The organism is Kluyvera sichuanensis (genome assembly GCF_014218705.1).
Lineage (GTDB): Bacteria > Pseudomonadota > Gammaproteobacteria > Enterobacterales > Enterobacteriaceae > Kluyvera > Kluyvera sichuanensis.
This window is the reverse complement of the sequence record NZ_JABBJF010000003.1, coordinates 111,198-133,440: the sequence shown is the minus strand read 5'-3', so window position 1 is coordinate 133,440 and position 22,243 is coordinate 111,198. Positions and strand designations below refer to the sequence as shown.

16 protein-coding genes are annotated in these 22,243 nt (G+C 56.2%); 9 read left to right on the top strand and 7 right to left on the bottom strand.

Features of this window, described 5'->3' with window-relative positions:
- Positions 1-11: 11 nt before the first annotated feature.
- Entirely contained in the window at positions 12-662 is a 651-nt protein-coding gene (gene rcsB / locus HII27_RS04970; protein WP_064544005.1) for a response regulator transcription factor RcsB, read from the top strand.
- A gap of 112 nt (positions 663-774) precedes the next feature.
- Here the strand turns inward: rcsB and rcsC are convergent, their stop codons facing one another.
- Positions 775-3,621, bottom strand: a complete 2,847-nt coding sequence (gene rcsC, locus HII27_RS04965; protein ID WP_185666863.1) for a two-component system sensor histidine kinase RcsC — start codon at positions 3,619-3,621, stop codon at positions 775-777.
- Between the two features lie 214 nt (positions 3,622-3,835).
- The gene (gene gyrA / locus HII27_RS04960) at positions 3,836-6,472 is read right to left on the bottom strand and encodes a DNA topoisomerase (ATP-hydrolyzing) subunit A (RefSeq protein ID WP_185666862.1); all 2,637 of its coding nucleotides are present in this window, start codon (positions 6,470-6,472) and stop codon (positions 3,836-3,838) included.
- A gap of 161 nt (positions 6,473-6,633) precedes the next feature.
- Between gyrA and ubiG the strand changes: the two genes are divergently transcribed.
- From ubiG to yfaE, 4 genes are all read left to right on the top strand, one after another.
- Complete coding sequence (gene ubiG / locus HII27_RS04955) at positions 6,634-7,362, top strand: bifunctional 2-polyprenyl-6-hydroxyphenol methylase/3-demethylubiquinol 3-O-methyltransferase UbiG (RefSeq protein WP_185666861.1); 729 nt, start codon at positions 6,634-6,636, stop codon at positions 7,360-7,362.
- A 399-nt stretch (positions 7,363-7,761) separates the two neighbouring features.
- Positions 7,762-10,047: a class 1a ribonucleoside-diphosphate reductase subunit alpha gene (nrdA, locus tag HII27_RS04950; RefSeq protein ID WP_185666860.1), complete on the top strand. Its 2,286-nt coding sequence runs from the start codon at positions 7,762-7,764 to the stop codon at positions 10,045-10,047.
- 149 nt (positions 10,048-10,196) lie between these two features.
- On the top strand, positions 10,197-11,327 hold the full coding sequence (gene nrdB / locus HII27_RS04945) for a class Ia ribonucleoside-diphosphate reductase subunit beta (protein WP_035892621.1): 1,131 nt from the start codon (positions 10,197-10,199) through the stop codon (positions 11,325-11,327).
- Complete coding sequence (gene yfaE, locus HII27_RS04940; RefSeq protein WP_035892620.1) at positions 11,327-11,581, top strand: class I ribonucleotide reductase maintenance protein YfaE; 255 nt, start codon at positions 11,327-11,329, stop codon at positions 11,579-11,581. Before nrdB ends, yfaE begins: the two co-directional genes overlap by 1 nt.
- A gap of 3 nt (positions 11,582-11,584) precedes the next feature.
- On the opposite strand, the gene HII27_RS04935 is transcribed toward yfaE, so the two are convergent.
- Positions 11,585-12,775: an MFS transporter gene (locus HII27_RS04935; protein WP_185666859.1), complete on the bottom strand. Its 1,191-nt coding sequence runs from the start codon at positions 12,773-12,775 to the stop codon at positions 11,585-11,587.
- Between the two features lie 185 nt (positions 12,776-12,960).
- Between HII27_RS04935 and HII27_RS04930 the strand changes: the two genes are divergently transcribed.
- The 4 genes from HII27_RS04930 (at position 12,961) to glpC (ending at position 18,032) form a co-directional block, all read left to right on the top strand.
- Positions 12,961-13,839, top strand: a complete 879-nt coding sequence (locus HII27_RS04930) for a LysR family transcriptional regulator (protein ID WP_185666858.1) — start codon at positions 12,961-12,963, stop codon at positions 13,837-13,839.
- A gap of 128 nt (positions 13,840-13,967) precedes the next feature.
- Positions 13,968-15,596, top strand: coding sequence for an anaerobic glycerol-3-phosphate dehydrogenase subunit A (gene glpA / locus HII27_RS04925; RefSeq protein ID WP_185666857.1), 1,629 nt, complete (start codon positions 13,968-13,970; stop codon positions 15,594-15,596).
- Positions 15,586-16,845 carry a glycerol-3-phosphate dehydrogenase subunit GlpB gene (glpB, locus tag HII27_RS04920; RefSeq protein ID WP_185666856.1) on the top strand — a complete coding sequence of 420 codons (1,260 nt, stop codon included), beginning with the start codon at positions 15,586-15,588 and terminating at the stop codon, positions 16,843-16,845. Before glpA ends, glpB begins: the two co-directional genes overlap by 11 nt.
- Positions 16,842-18,032 carry an anaerobic glycerol-3-phosphate dehydrogenase subunit GlpC gene (glpC, locus tag HII27_RS04915; protein WP_185666855.1) on the top strand — a complete coding sequence of 397 codons (1,191 nt, stop codon included), beginning with the start codon at positions 16,842-16,844 and terminating at the stop codon, positions 18,030-18,032. The genes glpB and glpC overlap by 4 nt, the downstream gene beginning before the upstream one ends.
- Before the next feature lie 26 nt (positions 18,033-18,058).
- Here glpC and yfaU read toward each other — a convergent pair whose 3' ends face one another.
- Genes yfaU through HII27_RS04895 form a run of 4 tightly spaced genes read right to left on the bottom strand, consistent with a single transcriptional unit; the run spans position 18,059 to position 22,222 of the window.
- The gene (gene yfaU, locus HII27_RS04910) at positions 18,059-18,862 is read right to left on the bottom strand and encodes a 2-keto-3-deoxy-L-rhamnonate aldolase (protein WP_185666854.1); all 804 of its coding nucleotides are present in this window, start codon (positions 18,860-18,862) and stop codon (positions 18,059-18,061) included.
- A gap of 14 nt (positions 18,863-18,876) precedes the next feature.
- Positions 18,877-20,166: an MFS transporter gene (locus tag HII27_RS04905; protein WP_185666853.1), complete on the bottom strand. Its 1,290-nt coding sequence runs from the start codon at positions 20,164-20,166 to the stop codon at positions 18,877-18,879.
- A 53-nt stretch (positions 20,167-20,219) separates the two neighbouring features.
- Positions 20,220-21,425 carry an L-rhamnonate dehydratase gene (rhmD, locus tag HII27_RS04900; protein ID WP_139539127.1) on the bottom strand — a complete coding sequence of 402 codons (1,206 nt, stop codon included), beginning with the start codon at positions 21,423-21,425 and terminating at the stop codon, positions 20,220-20,222.
- A 14-nt stretch (positions 21,426-21,439) separates the two neighbouring features.
- Entirely contained in the window at positions 21,440-22,222 is a 783-nt protein-coding gene (locus tag HII27_RS04895) for an IclR family transcriptional regulator (protein ID WP_185666852.1), read from the bottom strand.
- Between the last annotated feature and the right edge of the window lie 21 nt (positions 22,223-22,243).

The window sequence follows — 22,243 nt, the reverse complement described above, 5'->3', positions numbered from 1 at the left end:
GTAGCCTTTACATGAACAATATGAACGTAATTATTGCCGATGACCATCCGATTGTGCTGTTCGGGATCCGTAAGTCTCTGGAGCAAATTGAATGGGTTAATGTTGTTGGCGAATTTGAAGACTCCACTGCGCTAATTAACAACTTACCGAAGCTTGACGCACACGTACTAATTACCGACCTCTCCATGCCAGGAGACAAGTACGGTGATGGTATTACGCTTATCAAGTACATCAAACGCCATTTCCCAGGTCTGGCTATTATCGTGCTGACCATGAACAACAACCCGGCGATTCTGAGCGCCGTGCTGGATCTGGATATTGAAGGGATCGTGCTGAAGCAAGGCGCGCCGACTGACCTGCCAAAAGCGCTGGCGGCGCTGCAAAAAGGCAAGAAGTTTACCCCGGAAAGCGTCTCTCGCCTGCTGGAGAAAATCAGCGCGGGTGGTTACGGCGACAAGCGCCTGTCACCAAAAGAGAGCGAAGTGCTGCGTCTCTTTGCTGAAGGCTTCCTGGTTACGGAGATTGCGAAGAAGCTGAACCGCAGCATCAAAACCATCAGTAGCCAGAAGAAATCGGCCATGATGAAGCTGGGCGTGGAAAACGACATCGCGCTGCTGAACTACCTCTCCTCCGTGACGCTTTCGCCGTCAGACAAAGACTAAACAGCGTTGCACATCGGGCCTGCTTTACATAGGCCCGATGGCGATGCTGCCGTCGTACCATCTGTGATAATCCCGGCGACGCTTCGCCTGGCCGGGCTACCCATAAAATACTTTATTCCCGCGCTTTACGGACGCGTGCGGCATAGACCGTTAGCGTCTGTTTGAGCACGTCCAGCGTCACCGGTTTCGACAGGCAGCTATCCATCCCCGATTCCAGACAGCGCTGCTTCTCTTCGGCCAGCGCGTTGGCCGTCACCCCAACGACCGGAAGCGTCAGCCCCAGCTGTCGAATACGCTGCGTCAGGCGATAACCGTCCATATTCGGCATGTTGACGTCGCTGAGCACAATATCAATGTGATTCTTGCTCAATACGTTCAGCGCATCAACGCCGTCGTTGGCAGTTTTACACTGATATCCCAGCGATCCCAGCTGATCGGCCAGCAATCGGCGGTTGATTGGATGATCGTCGACGACGAGGATCATCATGTCGTCGTTGCTGTCTGCCGGGGCTTCATGGGCAGACTGCAGCTCCGCCGCATCGCCCGTTTCCACCTTCACGCGGTAGATACGCCCCAGCAACGTCAGTAGCTCATGCGGAGAGACAATACTGTGCACCCATTGGCCCGGCGCGTATTCCTGTGGAATACCAATATGGCGGCGACAGAAAACTACCGCAGCCCTGCCCGCCCATGGTTGCGACAGCTCGTCATCAGCGATCAGCAGATCGTCCGGCCCCGGCGTTTTACCGTCGTACAGGCGAACGTCCATACCGTGCCAGCTCAGCAGCGAATGAATAAAGTCGGAGAGCGACGCATTACGTACCGCTAGCCAGCAGCGAATCTTCGCCAGCCCGTCAATCGCCAACGGCGTAGCATCCTGCTCACCGTACAGCGGAATGCGCAGCGTAAACTGGCTGCCCATACCCGGTTCGGTATCTACCGCGATATCGCCGTCCATCATATTGACCAGCTTTTCACAAATCGCCAGCCCCAGCCCGGTCCCCTGGAAGTTACGCTGTACGCCGGTCCCCACCTGGAAGAATGGGTCAAACAGGCGCACCACTTCTTTCGCCGGGATGCCGACACCGGTATCACGAATGCTGATGCTGAGGTAATACCCTTCGCGTTTCAGATGTAAAACGATACAGCCGATATCGGTAAACTTGATGGCGTTGCTTAGCAGGTTAGAGATAACCTGCTGCAGGCGCATCGGGTCGCCCATCAGCTTCATCGGCACATCCGGCTCAATAAAGCAGTACATGCCGAGCTGTTTTCTCACCACCAGCGGCAGGTAGTTGGCGGTAATGTGGTTCATCACCTCTTTTGGCGAGAACTCGCGCGGCTCGATTTTCAGCTGCTCGGACTCAATTTTCGAGAAATCGAGGATGTCGCTGATGATCTTCAGCAGCAACCCGGAAGAGTTGTTCATCGCTGTGACCAAGCGGTCAACGCCCTTCGGCAGCTCTTTGGTTTGCAGCAGGTCGAGGTTACCGATAATTCCGTACAACGGGGTGCGCAACTCATGGCTGACGGTAGCGAGGAACATCGATTTCGACTGGCTCGCCTGCTCCGCCGCCTGCGCCATCTCCTGCAAGGACTCTTCCATTTTGACGCGCGAACTCACGTCCACCAGCACGCAGATCGCTACGTTTTCGTTGCGGTAGCGCGAGTGAACGAAGCTGATTTGCAGGTTGGTATTGTTGCTGGTCAGCACGTCGACGAAGTTAACCTGCTGGCCGCAGATAATCTGCGTCAGACGCTGACGATCCTCGTGGGTCAGCATATTGAGATAGTTATGCGCCAGTTCGTTACTCAGGATGTTAGTGCCGTCCTGAGTACGCAGAATACAGATCCCCACCGGCGCCGAGGCGACAATTTTGCGGTTGAACTGCTCGTGCTCTTCAAGGCGCAGCGCATCGGATTCAGCCGGTAAAAAGATACGCCGCTCGTACATGCGTGCCATGGTAAACAGCGCAATGCCGGTCAGCAGGTTCAGCAACAGCGCATTCAGCACCAGAATACGAATCCGCTCCAGTACCGCATCCAGCGGCACCGAGTAGACAATACTCAGCGAGGACGGCGACAGCGTCTTTTTCAGCACCAGCTCACGGTAGCCGGCGGTATAGCCGAACCATAGTCGCTCCTGCAATCCACGCGCGTTGATATGCATTTTGGTATCCGGCCCCGCCAGATTAATCAGCGTGTTGCCGTTATCATCCAGAATGGATACGCCCATCGGCATACTGCCCGGGGTAAAGAAGTTTTCCGCACGAATGGTTTGCTCAACGCCCAGCAGCGCCTGCAGACGGTTTGCCAGATAGACCGGCGTCAGCGCATAGAAGTAGCCGACGCTATGGCGCGGCCCTTGCCCGACCCAGAACAGGTTGCCGCCGCGATCGTCCTGCGGAGCATTGCGATAGGCCATAATGCGTTCGTGCAGCGCCTTCAGCGCCTCGCTGCGATCTACCGGCATTTCGCGCAGGCCAAAGTTGGCCATGCACAGGTTGTCACTGCCGATTAAAAAGACGCGGTTGAGATCGTAAGCCGCCGAGAAATTTTCCCGCCAGTAACGCAAGAACCAGGACAGCGATTCCAGCGGACCACGCCAGGTGGTGTCGAGGGTGCCGCAGTCAGAGTCGGGGAACAGCGGTTCAAAATCCGGCACATCGGAATTGTCTTTTACCTGCCCGCCCGGCAGCGCACCGTTCGCCGCGGTGAGTCGGTTTTCCGCAATGTACTTGAGCTCCTTTATCACATCGGAGGTGCGCTGGAAGTAACGCTGGGCCTGATCGGAGTTAAGGATAAATTCCTGGCGGATTTCCGACTCTTTTTGATGCAGGGCATTCACGATATAGAAGACGGAAATCAGCGCGATAAGCAGCCAAAGCAGCAGCGCCAGCGCCCGAAACAGGTAACGTGAAACTTTCAGCGTTGTGCGAAAGGAGACAAGATATTTCAAAGTGGCGAAACTCCGCCGTTGAGGGCTAACAGGATGTGGTTAAGGTAGCGGGAAAAGCCGCTAGCCGCAATCAGAGAGTCACTTAGAACATCCCGGAGTCGGTGTCCGGGCTGCTCTATACCACGTAGCCCGACCGAGCGAAGCGACGCCGGGAATACCGCTCGCATAAAAAAGGGCCGATTTTCACCGGCCCTTTCTCAACGTTGCTCAACGATTACTCTTCAGCATCGTCCGCTACATCGTCATCGCTGTCGGTTTCCGGCGCGATATCATCGTCGCCTTCCGCCACGCTACCGTCGATAGCGTCCAGCTCTTCGTCATCAACCGGCTCGGCCACGCGCTGCAGACCCACTACGTTTTCATCTTCCGCAGTACGGATGAGGATAACGCCCTGGGTGTTACGCCCTACCACGCTGACTTCGGACACGCGAGTACGCACCAGCGTACCGGCATCGGTGATCATCATGATCTGGTCGCAGTCGTCAACCTGCACCGCGCCCACCACGGAGCCGTTACGCTCGGTGACTTTAATAGAGATAACGCCCTGCGTCGCACGCGACTTGGTCGGATACTCTTCGGCAGCGGTACGTTTACCGTAGCCGTTCTGGGTCACGGTCAGGATTGCGCCTTCGCCGCGTGGAACAATCAGCGATACCACGCTGTCTTTTTCCGCGAGCTTAATACCGCGTACGCCGGTCGCAGTACGACCCATTGCGCGGACGGCATCTTCTTTAAAGCGCACCACTTTGCCGGCGGCAGAGAACAGCATGACTTCATCGGTACCGGAGGTCAGGTCAACGCCAATCAGCTCGTCGCCTTCGTTCAGGTTCACCGCGATAATACCGGCAGAACGCGGACGGCTGAACTCGGTCAGCGCCGTTTTCTTCACGGTACCGCTAGCGGTCGCCATAAAGACGTTCACGCCCTCTTCGTACTCGCGTACCGGCAGGATGGCGGTGATACGTTCGTTCGCTTCCAGCGGCAGCAGGTTGACGATCGGACGGCCACGCGCGCCGCGGCTAGCTTCCGGCAGCTGATAAACCTTCATCCAATACAGACGACCACGGCTGGAGAAGCAGAGGATAGTGTCATGGGTGTTGGCCACCAGCAGGCGGTCGATAAAGTCTTCTTCTTTAATACGGGCAGCTGACTTGCCTTTACCACCACGACGCTGAGCTTCGTAATCGGTAAGCGGCTGATATTTAACGTAACCCTGGTGAGACAGCGTGACGACAACATCTTCCTGGCTGATCAGATCTTCGATATTAATATCGGCGCTGTTGGCGGTGATTTCAGTACGACGCGCGTCGCCGAACTGTTCGCGAACCAGTTCCAGCTCTTCGCGGATCACTTCCATCAGACGCTCGGCGCTGCCCAGAATGCGCAGCAGTTCTGCTATCTGTTCCAGCAGCTCTTTGTACTCGTCGAGCAGTTTTTCATGCTCAAGGCCGGTCAGTTTCTGCAGACGCAGATCCAGAATCGCCTGTGCCTGCTGTTCGGTCAGGTAGTATTTACCGTCACGAACGCCAAACTCAGGTTCCAGCCACTCTGGACGCGCCGCGTCATCACCCGCACGTTCCAGCATCGCGGAAACGTTGCCCAGTTCCCACGACTGTGCCACCAGGCCCGCTTTCGCTTCGGCTGGGGTTGGCGCGCGACGGATCAGTTCAATGATCGGGTCAATGTTAGCCAGCGCAACGGCCAGCGCTTCCAGGATGTGCGCGCGATCGCGTGCTTTACGCAGTTCGAAAATGGTACGGCGAGTCACCACTTCACGGCGGTGACGCACGAACGCAGCGATAATCTCTTTCAGGTTCATGATCTTCGGCTGACCATGGTGCAGCGCAACCATGTTAATACCGAAGGAGACCTGCAGCTGGGTCTGGGAGTAGAGGTTGTTCAGCACCACTTCCCCGACCGCGTCGCGTTTCACTTCAATCACGATGCGCATGCCGTCTTTATCAGACTCGTCACGCAGCGCGCTGATGCCTTCAACGCGTTTATCTTTTACCAGCTCGGCGATTTTCTCGATCAGGCGCGCTTTGTTCACCTGATACGGAATTTCGTGCACGATGATGGTTTCACGACCGGTTTTGGCGTCGGCTTCGACTTCCGCGCGGGCGCGAATGTACACTTTGCCACGACCGGTACGATAGGCTTCTTCAATCCCGCGGCGGCCATTGATGATGGCGGCAGTCGGGAAATCCGGGCCTGGGATGTGTTCCATCAAACCTTCGATGGTGATGTCTTCGTTGTCGACATATGCCAGACAGCCGTTGATCACTTCCGTCAGGTTGTGCGGTGGAATGTTGGTGGCCATACCTACGGCGATACCAGAGGCACCGTTAACCAGCAGGTTAGGAATTTTGGTCGGCATTACATCTGGAATACGTTCGGTGCCGTCGTAGTTATCGACGAAGTCCACCGTCTCTTTTTCCAGATCGGCCATCAGCTCATGGGCGATTTTCGACATACGGATTTCCGTATAACGCATCGCTGCGGCGGAGTCGCCATCGACAGAACCGAAGTTACCTTGACCATCTACCAGCATGTATCGCAGCGAGAATGGCTGTGCCATACGGACGATAGTGTCATAGACGGCAATATCACCATGCGGGTGATATTTACCGATCACGTCACCCACGACACGGGCTGATTTTTTATAGGCTTTGTTCCAGTCATTGCCCAATACGTTCATGGCGTAAAGTACGCGACGGTGTACCGGCTTCAGGCCATCTCGGACATCCGGTAGCGCACGGCCAACAATGACCGACATCGCATAATCCAGATAAGAGTTCTTTAGCTCTTCCTCAATGTTGACCGGTGTAATTTCTCTCGCAAGGTCGCTCATCTAACCGCTATCCCTCTACTGTATTCCCGGATTCAAAGGTCGCAAATTATAACACATTAGCGTAAAGACAGGTAAACCCATTAGCACCCCGCGAACGCTTTATTCACACAGTGGTACTGATATACTCGCTGGCAATAACGAAATAAGGAGCAGGAACAGCCATGAATGCCGAAAAAGCTGCGGTAGCGCACAACGTAGACCACGAAGAGATCGCCAAATTCGAGGCCGTCGCGTCACGCTGGTGGGATCTGGAGGGGGAATTTAAGCCTCTGCACCGCATTAACCCGCTGCGTCTGGGCTACATCGCCGAACGTTCCGGCGGACTGTTTGGCAAAAAAGTGCTGGATGTCGGCTGCGGCGGCGGCATTCTGGCCGAAAGCATGGCGCGTGAAGGTGCGACGGTCACCGGCCTGGATATGGGCTTTGAGCCGCTGCAGGTGGCAAAACTGCACTCGCTGGAAACCGGTATTCCGGTCGATTACGTGCAGGAAACCGTCGAAGAGCATGCGGCAAAACACGCCGGGCAGTATGACGTGGTGACCTGCATGGAGATGCTGGAACACGTTCCGGACCCGCAGTCGGTGGTGAAAGCCTGCGCCCAACTGGTGAAACCCGGCGGTCAGGTCTTCTTCTCCACGCTCAACCGCAACGGCAAATCCTGGCTGATGGCAGTAGTTGGCGCGGAGTACATTCTGCGCATGGTGCCAAAAGGCACCCATGACGTGAAGAAATTCATCAAGCCGGCCGAACTGCTGAGCTGGGTTGACCAGACCGTGCTGAAAGAGCGCCATATGATTGGCCTGCACTATAACCCAATCACCAACAGCTTTAAGCTGGCACCGGGCGTAGACGTTAACTATATGCTACACACCACCGCAAAAGCAGAGTAAATCTGCGCTCATGGCCTGATGACGCTTATCAGGCCTACGTGCCCCCTACCAATCATTAGGATGTATTTACGACAAAATTGCGCTACATCATATTGCGCAATTTCCCCCTTCGACGAAGAAATCAGCACTCGATCAAATTTTCATTTTTTTTTGCAAATTATTGACATTCCCGCCAGCCCTTACGTGCCGTGGACTTAGCGTTTTTTACCCTTTATCAACCTCAAGTTAACCTCAAAATCAACCCTTGTGCTCAAAAGAATCCAGACTAGAATACTCACCATATAGCGTTTAATTAATCAACGAACCCCTACATGTAGTATTTATCCACAGGTTTTGCTACAACGGCAATTGTGGATAAATCAGGGGATATTTTCCTTTTCACGGACAGGTAAAAATCACATGAATCAGAGTCTGCTGGTGACGAAGCGTGACGGCCGCACAGAGCGCATTAACCTCGACAAAATTCATCGCGTGCTGGATTGGGCCGCCGAAGGGCTGCACAACGTTTCGATTTCTCAGGTCGAACTGCGTTCACACATCCAGTTCTACGACGGGATTAAAACGTCCGACATTCATGAAACTATCATCAAAGCAGCCGCAGACCTGATCTCCAGCGAAGCACCAGACTACCAGTACCTGGCCGCGCGCCTGGCGGTATTCCACCTGCGCAAAAAAGCCTACGGCCAGTTTGAGCCACCGGCACTGTTCGACCATGTCAAACACATGGTTAACCTGGGTAAATACGACAATCATCTGCTGGAAGACTATACGGAAGAAGAGTTCAAGCAGATGGACTCGTTCATTGTTCACGACCGTGACATGACCTTCTCCTACGCTGCCGTTAAGCAGCTGGAAGGGAAATACCTGGTACAGAACCGCGTGACCGGCGAAATCTACGAGAGCGCCCAGTTCCTCTATATTCTGGTCGCGGCGTGCCTGTTCTCGAACTACCCGCGTGAAACCCGTCTGAGCTACGTGAAGCGCTTCTACGATGCGGTTTCCACGTTCAAAATTTCTCTGCCTACGCCGATTATGTCCGGCGTGCGTACCCCAACTCGTCAGTTCAGCTCTTGCGTACTGATCGAGTGCGGCGACAGCCTGGATTCCATCAACGCCACCTCCAGCGCTATCGTGAAATACGTTTCCCAGCGCGCCGGTATCGGCATCAACGCCGGTCGCATCCGTGCGCTGGGTAGCCCGATTCGCGGCGGTGAAGCGTTCCACACCGGCTGTATTCCGTTCTATAAGCACTTCCAGACGGCGGTTAAATCCTGCTCCCAGGGCGGCGTGCGCGGTGGTGCGGCCACCCTGTTCTACCCAATGTGGCACCTGGAAGTCGAAAGCCTGCTGGTGCTGAAAAACAACCGCGGCGTGGAAGGCAACCGCGTGCGTCATATGGACTACGGCGTACAGATCAACAAACTGATGTACACCCGCTTGCTGAAAGGCGGCGACATCACCCTGTTCAGCCCGTCCGACGTCCCAGGCCTGTACGATGCGTTCTTCGCCGACCAGGACGAGTTCGAACGTCTGTACACCCAATATGAGAACGACGACAGCATCCGCAAACAGCGCGTAAAAGCGGTCGAGCTGTTCTCTCTGATGATGCAGGAACGTGCCTCTACCGGTCGTATCTACATTCAGAACGTTGACCACTGCAACACCCACAGCCCGTTTGACCCGGTAGTCGCGCCGGTGCGCCAGTCTAACCTGTGCCTGGAAATCGCCCTGCCGACCAAACCGCTGGACGACGTGAACGACGAAAACGGCGAAATCGCCCTGTGTACGCTGTCCGCCTTCAACCTGGGCGCTATCAAAAGCCTGGACGAGCTGGAAGAGCTGGCGGTGCTGGCCGTGCGCGCACTGGATGCCCTGCTGGACTACCAGGATTACCCAATTAAAGCCGCTGAACGTGGCGCAATGGGTCGTCGTACGCTGGGTATCGGCGTTATCAACTATGCCTACTGGCTGGCGAAAAACGGCAAGCGCTACTCCGACGGCAGCGCCAATAACCTGACGCACCAGACCTTCGAAGCGATTCAGTACTACCTGCTGAAAGCCTCCAACGAGCTGGCGAAAGAGCAAGGTGCCTGCCCGTGGTTCAATGAAACCACCTACTCGCAGGGCATTCTGCCGATCGACACCTATAAGAAAGACCTGGATGCGATTGCCAACGAGCCGCTGCATCTGGATTGGGAAACGCTGCGTGAGTCCATTAAGACCCACGGCCTGCGTAACTCCACGCTCTCTGCCCTGATGCCGTCCGAGACCTCTTCGCAGATCTCCAACGCCACCAACGGCATCGAACCGCCGCGCGGCTACGTGAGCATCAAAGCGTCGAAAGACGGTATCCTGCGCCAGGTGGTGCCGGACTACGAACACCTGCACAACGCTTACGAGCTGCTGTGGGAAATGCCGAACAACGACGGTTATCTGCAGCTGGTGGGTATCATGCAGAAATTTATCGACCAGTCGATCTCGGCCAACACCAACTACGATCCGACGCGCTTCCCATCTGGCAAAGTCCCGATGCAACAGCTGCTGAAAGACCTGCTCACCGCCTATAAATTTGGCGTGAAGACGCTGTACTACCAGAACACCCGTGACGGTGCGGAAGATGCGCAGGACGATCTGGCCCCTTCCATTCAGGATGACGGCTGCGAAAGCGGCGCCTGTAAGATCTAATAACCATTGCCGGGCAGCGACACGCTGACCCGGCCTTTGATTTCCGTATCGACCAAAACCTTATTCGGTGTACGGATTTATTTGCGATGATATTGTAAGCAGGTAAGTAACCGCCATCCGGCATTACTCTCCAGACAGGATTGACATCAATGGCATATACCACTTTTTCACAGACGAAAAACGATCAGCTCAAAGAGCCGATGTTCTTTGGCCAGCCGGTCAACGTGGCACGCTACGACCAGCAGAAATATGACATCTTCGAAAAACTGATTGAAAAGCAACTCTCCTTCTTCTGGCGTCCGGAAGAAGTTGACGTGTCCCGCGACCGTATCGACTACCAGGCGCTGCCGGAACACGAAAAGCATATTTTCATCAGCAACCTGAAGTATCAAACCCTGCTGGACTCCATCCAGGGCCGTAGCCCGAACGTCGCGCTGCTGCCGCTGATTTCCATTCCGGAACTGGAAACCTGGGTTGAAACGTGGGCGTTCTCTGAAACCATCCACTCGCGCTCTTACACCCACATCATCCGCAACATCGTCAACGATCCGGCGATTGTGTTTGATGACATCGTTACCAACGAACAGATTCAGAAGCGCGCGGAAGGCATCTCCAGCTATTACGACGAGCTGATCGAAATGACCAGCTACTGGCACCTGCTGGGCGAAGGCACCCACACCGTCAACGGCAAAACCGTGACCGTGAACCTGCGCGAGCTGAAAAAGAAACTCTACATCTGCCTGATGAGCGTGAACGCGCTGGAAGCGATTCGCTTCTACGTCAGCTTCGCCTGCTCCTTCGCCTTCGCCGAGCGCGAACTGATGGAAGGTAACGCTAAAATTATTCGCCTGATCGCCCGCGATGAAGCGCTGCACCTGACCGGTACCCAGCACATGCTGAACCTGCTGCGCAGCGGCGCGGATGACCCGGAAATGGCGGAGATTGCGGAAGAGTGCAAGCAGGAGTGCTACGACCTGTTCGTGCAGGCGGCGGTGCAGGAAAAAGAGTGGGCGGACTATCTGTTCCGCGACGGCTCGATGATTGGCCTGAACAAAGACATTCTGTGCCAGTACGTTGAGTACATCACCAACATTCGTATGCAGGCGGTTGGCCTGGATCTGCCGTTCCAGACCCGATCCAACCCGATTCCGTGGATCAACACCTGGCTGGTGTCCGATAACGTGCAGGTTGCCCCGCAGGAAGTGGAAGTCAGCTCCTACCTGGTCGGCCAGATTGACTCGGAAGTCAATACTGACGATCTCAGCGACTTCCAGCTCTAATGAGCCGCGTTTTTCTGCGCATCTCTGGCACGCGTTTACAGTGCCAGGATGAACACCCTTCCCTGCTGGCGGCGCTGGAGTCTCACAACGTTGAGGTGGAATACCAGTGCCGCGAAGGCTACTGCGGCTCCTGCCGCACGCGGTTGGTGTCGGGCCAGGTTGACTGGCTGACCGAGCCGCTGGCTTTTATCCAGCCGGGTGAAATTTTGCCCTGCTGTTGCAGGGCAAAGGGCGATATAGAAATTGAGATGTAACGGTTAGTGCACCTCGTGTGCGCTAACCAGCGGCATCGCGCCTCGGCGCTTCATCTGCGAGATATACAGCGCCCCCGCCAACACCACCAGCAGCGCACCGACCAGGTAAATAGTGCGGTAGCCCACCCCTTCCACCATCATCCCCATCACGAAAGCACCAATTGCCAGCCCGGCATCCATCGCGTTGAAGAACAGCGAGTTCGCCACGCCAATTTTATGCGGCTCCACCGAGCTGATAATTTGCGTCTGGAAGATAGGCGTCACCGAACCGTAGCCAATACCAATTAACGCGCCTGCCAGAATCATCGACACGCTGCCGTGAGTGTATCCCAGCACGACCAGGCCGATAGTGAACGCCAGCAAGCAAGGATAGACCACATATTTCGGCCCTTTTTTATCGCAGATGTTGCCGGTAAAGGCGCGGCAGATCATCAGGAAAACAGCGTAGCACAGCAGGAAGTTGCTGGCGGCGGCCATCAGATCCAGCTCACGCGCATACAGGGCGAGAAATGCAGAAACGCCAGCGTAGGAGAAGGTCATAAAGAAGGTGACCAGCGCAAACGGCATAGCGGCGCGATCGAACATGGCGGAGAAACCGAGCTTTGGCTGAGAACCATCGGCATGACGAATAACCGGCGGCACGCGAACCATCAATGACAACACGATACCAATGGCCGAGACCAGGGTACACATCCAGAACGCCTGGGTAAACGCACTATGCCGCGCCATATTCAGGCCAATCCACGGCCCCACGACCATCGCCAGCCCCATGGCTAAAGAGAAAAAGCTGATGCCTTCCCCACGTCGGGAAGCAGGAATCAGGCGCGCGGAGATCGTACCCTTCACCGTGGTGATCACCCCAAAGGTAATACCGTGCAGCACGCGAATAAAAAGCAGTGCTTCAATGGAATGACAGAACGGATACAGCGCAGTCACCGCTAAAAACGCCAGGGAGGAGAGCATCAGAATCGTTTTGTTCGAATATTTTCCCACCCATTGCCCGGCAAACGGGCGGACGATAATTGCAGCGGCGAGGAAAAAGGTCACCAGCAGCCCGGCTTTCTCCGCCGTAGCGTGGAGGTTATCGGCGATGTAAATCGGCAGGAGCGTGAGAAGAACATAAAATACGAAGAAGATAATAAAGCTAATAATCGTGATTGCCCAAAAATCTTTAGTCCATAATTTTTCTTTCATTTATATGCAACCTAATTAAACGGCGCGCATTATCACATTCATCACGAATATATAATTCAGGAATGCATTATAAATACAAATAATTGCGTGCGTGATTGTGTGATTCAGTCCGTAGAAAAAATTATAGGCAGGCGATATAAATTAGTAAAATTAATCGTTTTAATGACTTTAATTAGGAAAGACTAATGACGTTAACGCAGATCGGCGCGCTGTTAACGGTCCTCGAATGCGGGGGATTCACCGAGGCGGGCAAACGACTGTACATGACCCAGTCCGCCGTCAGCCAGGCTATTTCCGCGCTGGAGGAGGAGCTGGGCGTCGCCATCCTGGTCCGCGAGCGCCGTAAGGCCATCACGCTGACAGTCGCAGGCGTTCGCATCGTGTCCCACCTTCGCCGCCTGATGAGCGAAGTCAGCGCGGTTAAAGAGATTGCCGAGCAGGAGAAAAAAATGCCGCAACGCCTGCTGCGCATTGGCTGCTTTCCGAGTATTTGCGCCAGCGTACTGCCCGAGGTGGTGCGCTATTTTGAACAGTATCATCCGAATATTAAAATCGTCCCCCACGAAGCGAATAGCGCTGAAATTATCGATGCGATTCGCGGCAATACTATCGACGCCGGTTTTGTGCATATTCCGGTCGAAGGTATGTTTGTGGCACCGGTGTATAAAGACAGATTTGCCGTCGTGGTGCCAGATAATCATCCCTTTGCGGGGAAAAAAGCCATTTCGCTGAACGCCCTGTTTGACGAGCCGCTGATTGTCAGTAAAGGGCGCTATGAAATGAGCATCATGTCGCTGTTTGCCGGCATGCATATTACCCCCAACATTAAATACGAATTTAACCACCCCAGCACGGCGATGAGCTTTATTCGTCAGGGACTAGGCATCGCACTGCTGCCGGAGCTAACCCTGAAAACGCTGGAGCAACCGCTACGCTCGGTGCCGCTGGAGCCGCCGTTCTATCGCCAGGTGTCGCTTATCGCCAGCGAACCTCCGGTGAGCGGTAGCCCTTTACAGTTGTTGCACGACTGCCTGCATCAGCTCGTCGGCGACGGGCACATCTAATAAAAGGCGATAGGCAGCACATTTCTCGCCATTACTCTTTTCGATTAATGCGCGAATATGTTCGAAATCAAACAAAATAATCCATACACATGACTTAATGTTGTTAAAACGAACATTGAGGACACATTATGGACAGCGCCTCTGTCAATGAATACGATGCCATCATCATCGGCGGCGGAGCCACCGGAGCCGGTATCGCCCGCGACGCCTCCCTGCGCGGGCTGAAGGTTGCGCTGGTTGAACGCTTTGATATTGCCACCGGCGCCACCGGCCGCAATCACGGCCTGCTGCACAGCGGCGCACGCTATGCGGTCACCGACAGCGAATCGGCGCGCGAATGCATCAGCGAAAACCAGATCCTGCGGCGCATCGCCCGTCACTGCATTGAGCCCACCAGCGGGCTGTTTATCACCCTGCCCGAAGACGACCTCAGCTACCAGCGCACCTTTATGGATGCCTGCCAGATAGCGGGCATTCAGGCCGAAGCCATCGACCCCGCGCTGGCGCGTCGAATGGAGCCCGCGGTGAACCCGGCATTAGTCGGTGCCGTGCGCGTACCCGACGGCACCGTTGACCCCTTCCGTCTCACCGCCGCCAATATGCTCGACGCGCGCGAGCACGGCGCGGCGATTTTTACCGCCCATGAAGTCACCGGCCTGATTCGCCACAATGACCGCATCAGCGGCGTTCGCCTGCTCAACCACACCACCGGGCAACCACGCGAGCTGCGTGCACCGGTGGTGGTTAACGCCGCCGGGATCTGGGGCCAGCGCATCGCCGAATACGCCGACCTGCGCATCCGTATGTTTCCGGCAAAAGGCTCGTTGCTGATTTTTGAAAACCGTATCAACCAGCACGTGATCAACCGCTGCCGCCCGCCAGCCGATGCCGATATTCTGGTGCCCGGCGACACGATTTCGCTGATTGGCACCACCTCAACGCACATTGATTACGATGATATTGACCGCTGCCGCGTCACCGCCGACGAGGTGGATATCCTGCTGCGCGAAGGTGAGAAGCTGTCACCAATCATGGCGAACACCCGCATTCTTCGCGCTTACTGCGGCGTGCGTCCGCTGGTTGCCAGCGACGATGACCCCAGCGGGCGCAACGTTAGCCGGGGCATTGTCCTGCTGGATCACGCCGAGCGCGACGGGCTGGAAGGGTTTATTACCATTACCGGCGGCAAGCTGATGACCTACCGTCTGATGGCGGAATGGGCCACCGATGCTATCTGCCGCAAGCTCAACCACAGCGGCACCTGCACCACCGCCCAAACGCCGCTGCCCGGCTCTCGCGAATCCGCAGAGAAAACGCTCCAGCGCATGATTTCCCTGCCCGCGCCGCTACGCGGGTCGGCGGTCTATCGCCACGGCGACCGCACGCCGGAGTGGCTCGGCAACAGTCGATTGCAGCGCAGCGTGGTTTGCGAATGCGAAGCCGTGACCGCAGGCGAAGTGGAGTACGCGGTGGAAAATCTGGCGGTCAATAACCTGTTGGATTTACGCCGTCGCACCCGCGTCGGCATGGGAACCTGTCAGGGCGAGCTGTGTGCCTGTCGCGCCGCCGGTCTGCTCCAGCGCTATCGCGCCGCCACCTCGGCGCAATCGCTCACCCAGCTTTCTGCCTTCCTCAACGAGCGCTGGAAAGGCGTGCAGCCGATCGCCTGGGGCGATGCGCTGCGCGAAAGCGAACTGACCCGCTGGGTGTACCAGGGATTGTGCGGCCTGAAAAAGGAGCCTGAAGATGAAATTTGATAGCGTAATTATCGGCGGCGGGCTCGCCGGGCTGCTGTGCGGTATTCAGCTACAAAAAGCGGGCCTGCGCGCGGTGATTGTTTGTCGAGGCCAGAGCGCGCTGCACTTCTCTTCCGGCTCGCTGGACTTGCTCAGCACCCTGCCCGACGGCCAGCCGGTTACCGACCTCGACAGCGGGCTGGCCGCGCTGCGCGAGCAATCTCCACAACATCCCTATAGCCTGATTGGCGCTGACCTTGTGCAGCGCTATGCGCGACAGACGCAGACCCTGCTGGCAGAGTGTGGGATGAACATGCTCGGTGATATAGCAAAGCCGCATCAGCGCATTACCCCGCTGGGCACCCAGCGCGCCGCTTGGCTCAGCCCGTCGGAAGTACCGATTATCCCGCTCACACACGGGCGCATTCGGGTGGTGGGCATTAGCGGGTTTCTCGATTTCCAGCCGCATCTGGTTGCCGAATCCCTGCAACAGCAGGGATTTAACGCCGATGCCGCTGAAATCGATTTACCGGAGCTGGATGTGCTGCGCGAGAACCCCACCGAGTTCCGCGCGGTCAATATCGCCAGAGTGCTGGATGAAAAAGCGCATTGGTCGGTGCTGCATCAGGCGCTGCTACCGCTCAGCGAAGGGCGCGATACGCTGGTGATGCCCGCCTGCTTTGGCCTGCGCGATACCGCGCTGTTCGACTGGCTTAACCATAACCTCCCCTGCACCCTTTCGCTGCTGCCAACGCTGCCGCCTTCAGTGCCAGGCATGCGACTGCACGCTTCGCTGCAACGGCGGTTTGTTGCGCTGGGCGGCACCTGGATGCCGGGCGATGAAGCGGTGCGCGTCAGCCACGACTGCGGCGAGGTTCGGGAAGTCTGGACGCGTAACCACGGCGATATCCCTCTGCGCCCACGCTTTGCGGTGCTAGCCAGCGGCAGCTTCTTCAGCAACGGCCTGACCGCCGGGCGCGACGGTATTCGTGAGTCGATCATGGGGCTGGATATTCAGCAGCCCGCCTCGCGCAGCGCAGGCTACCGCAATGACTTCTTTGACCCACAGCCATGGCAGCAGTCCGGTGCTATCGTCGATACCGAACTGCATCCCGCGTTCCGGGGCTTACCTATGCGCAACCTGTTTGCCATCGGCTCGGTGCTCGGCGGTTTCGACCCGATTGCCGAGGGCTGCGGCGGGGGCGTGTGCGCCGTCACCGCGCTACACGCGGCTGCACAGATTATCCGTTTAGCTGGAGGTGAAGCATGAGCCAGCAAAGCTTTGAAAACTGTATTAAATGCACCGTATGCACCACCGTCTGCCCCGTCAGCCGCGTCAACCCGCGCTATCCGGGGCCAAAACAGGCCGGGCCGGACGGCGAACGCCTGCGCCGCAAAGATGCCGGGCTGTATGACGAGGCGCTGAAATACTGCATCAACTGCAAGCGCTGCGAAGTCGCCTGCCCGTCCGATGTAAAAATTGGCGATATTATCCAGCGCGCCCGCGCCGACTATAGCCAGCAAAAGCCGGGCATCCGCGATACGATCCTCAGCCATACCGATCTGATGGGCACGCTCTCTACGCCGTTCGCCCCCATCGTCAACGCCGCCACCGGCCTGAAGCCGGTACGCCAGTTGCTGGATAGCGCCCTGAAGATTGACCACCACCGCGCCCTGCCGAAATACTCGTTCGGCACCTTCCGCCGCCGTTACGCTCGCCTTGCTGCACAGCAGGCGCAGTTTGCCGAGCAGGTGGCGTTCTTCCACGGCTGCTACGTCAATTACAACCACCCACAGCTCGGGCTCGACCTGATTAAGGTGATGAACGCGATGGGGATTGGCGTGCAGCTGCTCAGCAAAGAGAAGTGCTGCGGCGTGCCGCTGATTGCCAACGGGTTCTTTGACAAAGCGCGCCGCCAGGCACAAAGCAACGTTGCCTCACTGCGGGAAGCGATTGGCGGCAAAAAGCTGCCGGTGATTGCCACCTCATCCACCTGCACCTTTACGCTACGCGATGAGTACCCGCACCTGCTCGATGTGGATAACCACGACCTGCGCGACAACATTGAGCTGGCGACCCGCTGGCTGTGGCGCAAACTGGACGATGGCGCTGCACTGCCGTTAAAGCCGCTGCCACTGAAGGTGGTGTATCACACACCGTGTCATATGGAAAAGATGGGCTGGTCGCTGTACACCCTCGAACTGCTGCGGCGCATACCGGGTATTGAGCTGCAGGTACTGGACTCACAATGCTGCGGAATAGCGGGAACCTACGGTTTCAAAACGGAGAACTACCCAACATCACAGGCGATAGGCGCACCGCTCTTCGCACAAATTGAAGCGAGCGGTGCAGACCTGGTGATTACCGACTGCGAAACCTGCAAATGGCAGATTGAGATGTCCACCAGCAAGCGCTGTGAGCATCCGATTACGCTGTTGGCGCGGGCGTTAGTTTAAACAACGCCTTCCAAAGGGGGAGAACGCTAGTAGCTCCCCTTTCCTTTTGGTTGTTCGGCCAAGGGTTTGAATATCGCCAGACGTTCATCAAGCGCGCGGGTATAGAGATTGGTATCCACCCCTACCGCAACAAAATTAGCTCCCCACGCGAGTACTTTTTGCGCCATTTCTGGGTCCACGGCCAGGAACCCAGCGGCCTTTCCCGCGGCGCGAATGCGTCGTATGCTCTGCTCAATAACACGCTGAACTTCCGGATGCCCGGCATTATCCGGATAGCCTAACGAGGCGGATAAATCAGCAGGGCCGATAAAGACGCCATCAATACCTTCCACTTCGAGGATCTCATCCAGATTTTCAAGTGCCGTTTTACTCTCCATCTGAATCAGCAAACACAGCTCGTCGTTGGCCTGCGCCATATAGTTCTCCACGCGTCCCCAGCGGGCAGCGCGAGCCACCCCAGCGCCAACGCCGCGGGTACCGACAGGTGGGTAGCGGGTGGCAGAAACAATATCCCTCGCCTGCTCGGCGGTATCGACCATTGGGATCAACAGCGTTCTGGTGCCAATATCCAGCACCTGCTTAATCAGGCTACGATTGCCCTCTACCGGACGAATGACCGGATGGCTGGCGTAGGGAGCAATAGCCTGGAGTTGGTGGTACAGATCCTGGACCGTATTCGGCGCATGCTCGCCGTCAATCAGCAACCAGTCGTAGCCCGAAGTGGCGGCAATTTCCGCCATGTAGGAAGAGGTCGTGCTCAGCCACAGACCAATTTGCGCCTCTCCCTGCAAAAGTCCCGCTTTAAATGGATTCGATAAAATGGCGTTCATAGTGCTCCCTTAAATTAATGCTGTAAGGTGCTAGCCTGCGGCACCGTGCGATTAACCCGCAGTGAAAAAATAATAACGACCCCAACAATCGCCACGCAGGCGAGCGTCAATAATCCGGCAGAATTGCTGGCGAAGATCGTTTCGGCCTGAACGCGAATAATCGGCGCCAGAAAACCACCGATGGCGCCAAACAGGTTGACGAACCCAATGCCAGCCGCCAGCGCCGTACCGGAAAGCAGCTGCGTCGGCATGGTCCAGAAGACCGGCTGTACGGCAATAACGCCAACGGCGGCTACACACAGCGCGATGATCGCCAGCACCGGTGAAACCAGACCGGAGACCGCAATACCTATTGCTGCCGCCAGCAGAGTGAATGCCGCGATATTACGCCGCTCACCGGTACGGTCGGAGTAGCGTGGAATCAGCCAGGTACCGAACAGCGCCGCAACCCATGGAATCGCAGTCACTACCGAGGCCACAAACCCCACTTTGGTGCCCAGCAGCGCAGCGACCTGAGTTGGCAGGAAGAAAATCAGGCCATAAACCGCAACCTGAATGGTCAGATAGATAATCGCCAGCTGCCAGACCCGGCCATTGCGCAAAGCATCGGACAAACGCGAAGTGACCTTTTTCTGCTCTTCGCTGGCCAGCTCGCTAATTAACGCCTGTTTCTCAGCGGACGTCAGGAAACGCGCATTTTGCGGGGTGTCGTCGAGCCAGAAGAAGGTGAAGAATCCCGCGCCAACGGCAAGCAGCCCTTCAATGATAAACATCCAGAACCAGCCGGGATGCCCCATAAAACCGTGCATTTCCAGCAACGCACCGGATAAAGGTGAACCGAGCGTCAGCGCCAGCGGCGCGCCCATATAAAATAGCCCCATAATGCTGGCGCGGTTTTGCTGTGGAAACCACTGGGAGGTCAGGTAGATCATACCGGGGAAAAAGCCCGCTTCGGCAGCACCGAGCAGCGTGCGCACCAGCAGAAATTTCGCTTCGGTATCCGCCCACGCCATCGCTGCTGACAGAACGCCCCACAGCAGTGTGGTGCAGCCAATCCATTTTCGCGCGCCGAATTTGCGCATCAGCAGATTAGCGGGCACCCCGAGAAAGGCGTACACCACAAAGAAGATCCCCGCCCCCAACGCATAGGCTTCATTACTTAGCCCGGTATCCAGCTGATAGGTCTCTTTGGCAAAGCCAATATTCGAGCGGTCAAGAAATGCCAGCACGTACAGCGCCAGCATAAAGGGGATCAAACGGGCGCGGTTTTTCTTCACCACGCTCTCAAGCAAGGTGTTGCTCATCGTAATATCCTCAAAAAATGGGCCGCACATCAATGCTGTACGGCACGGCTGGATCAGTGGCTATAAGGACGTTTCAGGTTGCAGTCGCGGTTCAGCTCAACGCCGAAGCCCGGTTTATCGAGAACGGTTTTATGAATGCGCCCATTTTGCGGCACCGGTTCACCGACCAGAATCGGGTCAAACTGCGGACGCATTGTTGAGCAGTCCGGGCTGGTCATCAGGAATTCGCTGAACGGTGTGTTGGTAAAGGTAATGACCGCGTGGTGTGAATAGACCGATGATCCGTGCGGGACCACCAGTTGACCGCGCGCTTTAGCAATAGCGGCAATCTCTACCAGCGTGGTCAAACCGCCACACCAGCCCACATCAGGCTGCATAATATCGATGCCAGTTTCTGACAAAGTGCGGAAAGATTGCAGCGTACCGTGGTGCTCACCGCTGGTGACCATCATCCCGGCTGGCGCATTGCGTTTGAGCTCACGATAGCCTTCATACTGCTGCGGCGGCAGGCACTCCTCGATCCACTTAAGGTTGTGAGGTGCGCAGGCGTGAGCCAGCTTTGTGGCGTAATTAACGTCCTGGCTCATCCAGCAGTCAAGCATCAACCAGAAATCCGGGCCGCATTTTTCACGCATATCAGCGACCATCGCGGCGTCTTTGCGGATCCCTGCATCACCATCGTGTGGCCCCCAGTGGGTCGGCATTTTCCCGCCGATAAAGCCCATCTCTTTCGCCAGGTCTGGGCGTGCGCCGGTGGCATAGAACTGAATTTCATCACGCACCGCGCCGCCCAGCAGTTTATACACCGGCAGGCCAACCACTTTACCGAACAGATCCCACAGTGCGAGATCGATACAGGAGATGGTGTTCATCACCAGGCCGCCGGAGCCGGAATAGTACATCGTGGCGTTGAGCATCTGATCATGGATCAGTTTGATATCGCTGACGCACTTACCTTCGATAAAGCGGTTCAGGTGTTTTTCAACGATAAAGCAGCCCATTTCCCCCGCCGTTGATACCGCAAAACCGGTCTGCCCATTTTCAGCTTCAACTTCAACAATCAGCGTCCCCAGAACGTTGATGCCAAATGACTGGCGAGACTGCTCATACTGTTTGTACTTGCTCATCGGCGTAGCAATGTGATCATCAATCCAGTGGTTTGCCCCCTGATCGTGATAATCACCGCCGCCAGCGCCTTTCTCTGCGGTAGCGCCGCCGATAAACCAGGCGCGAACGTGTTTAATTTTCGGTAGGGTCATAGTGTTTTTCCTTATTATGAGGCTTGTTGTTCAAAGGGGCTTTTCCACCCCAACAGGCGTGAAATATCTTTCGCGCAGGCAATCGCCTTACCGGCGAGGTAATCACGATTGTCTTCGTTGATTTGCAGGCGCGTGCCCACCACTGAGATAGCAGCGGTCAGCTCGTTATTCGCGTTAAAGACCGGTGCGGCGACGCAGCGAACGTCGGGATAATCTTCGCCATTATCGAAGCTCCATCCTCTGGCACGAATGCGTTTTAGCTCATCGTGAAGCTGCTGGGCAGTGATGATGGTGGTCGGCGTGGCCCGCTCCCAGCGCAGTTCGCTGATAATCGACTCCTGAACCCGCTCAGGTTGCCAGGCCAGCAGGCATTTACCGATACCGGAACGATAAAGTGACAGGCTCTTGCCTTCATGTGAACGCACGCTGATGGTGGCCGGAGATTCGATCTTCAGAATGTAATAGGCGTTGCCGTTATCGATGATCCCCAGGTGGCAGAGCAGTCCGCACTGATCCATCAGCTGCGTCAGGCGCGGGCGCGCCAGTTCTCGCAGGTCCATTTTGCTCAGAGCATGACCGGCCAGTTCAACCAGCTTAGTCCACAGGCAATAGTTATCCTGATTATCCAGGCTGAGGAAGCGCTGTTTTTTTAACTCCCCCAGCAGCAGATAGGCAGTGCTTTTCGGGATACCCAGTTCGTCAATAATGGTCGCCGCGCTGCAGGGGCCGATACGGGCGATCAAATTGAGAATATCAATGGCGCGGGTGAGCGCCGGGACTTTGCTTGATTCCAACATACTGGACTCCAATCCTGAATA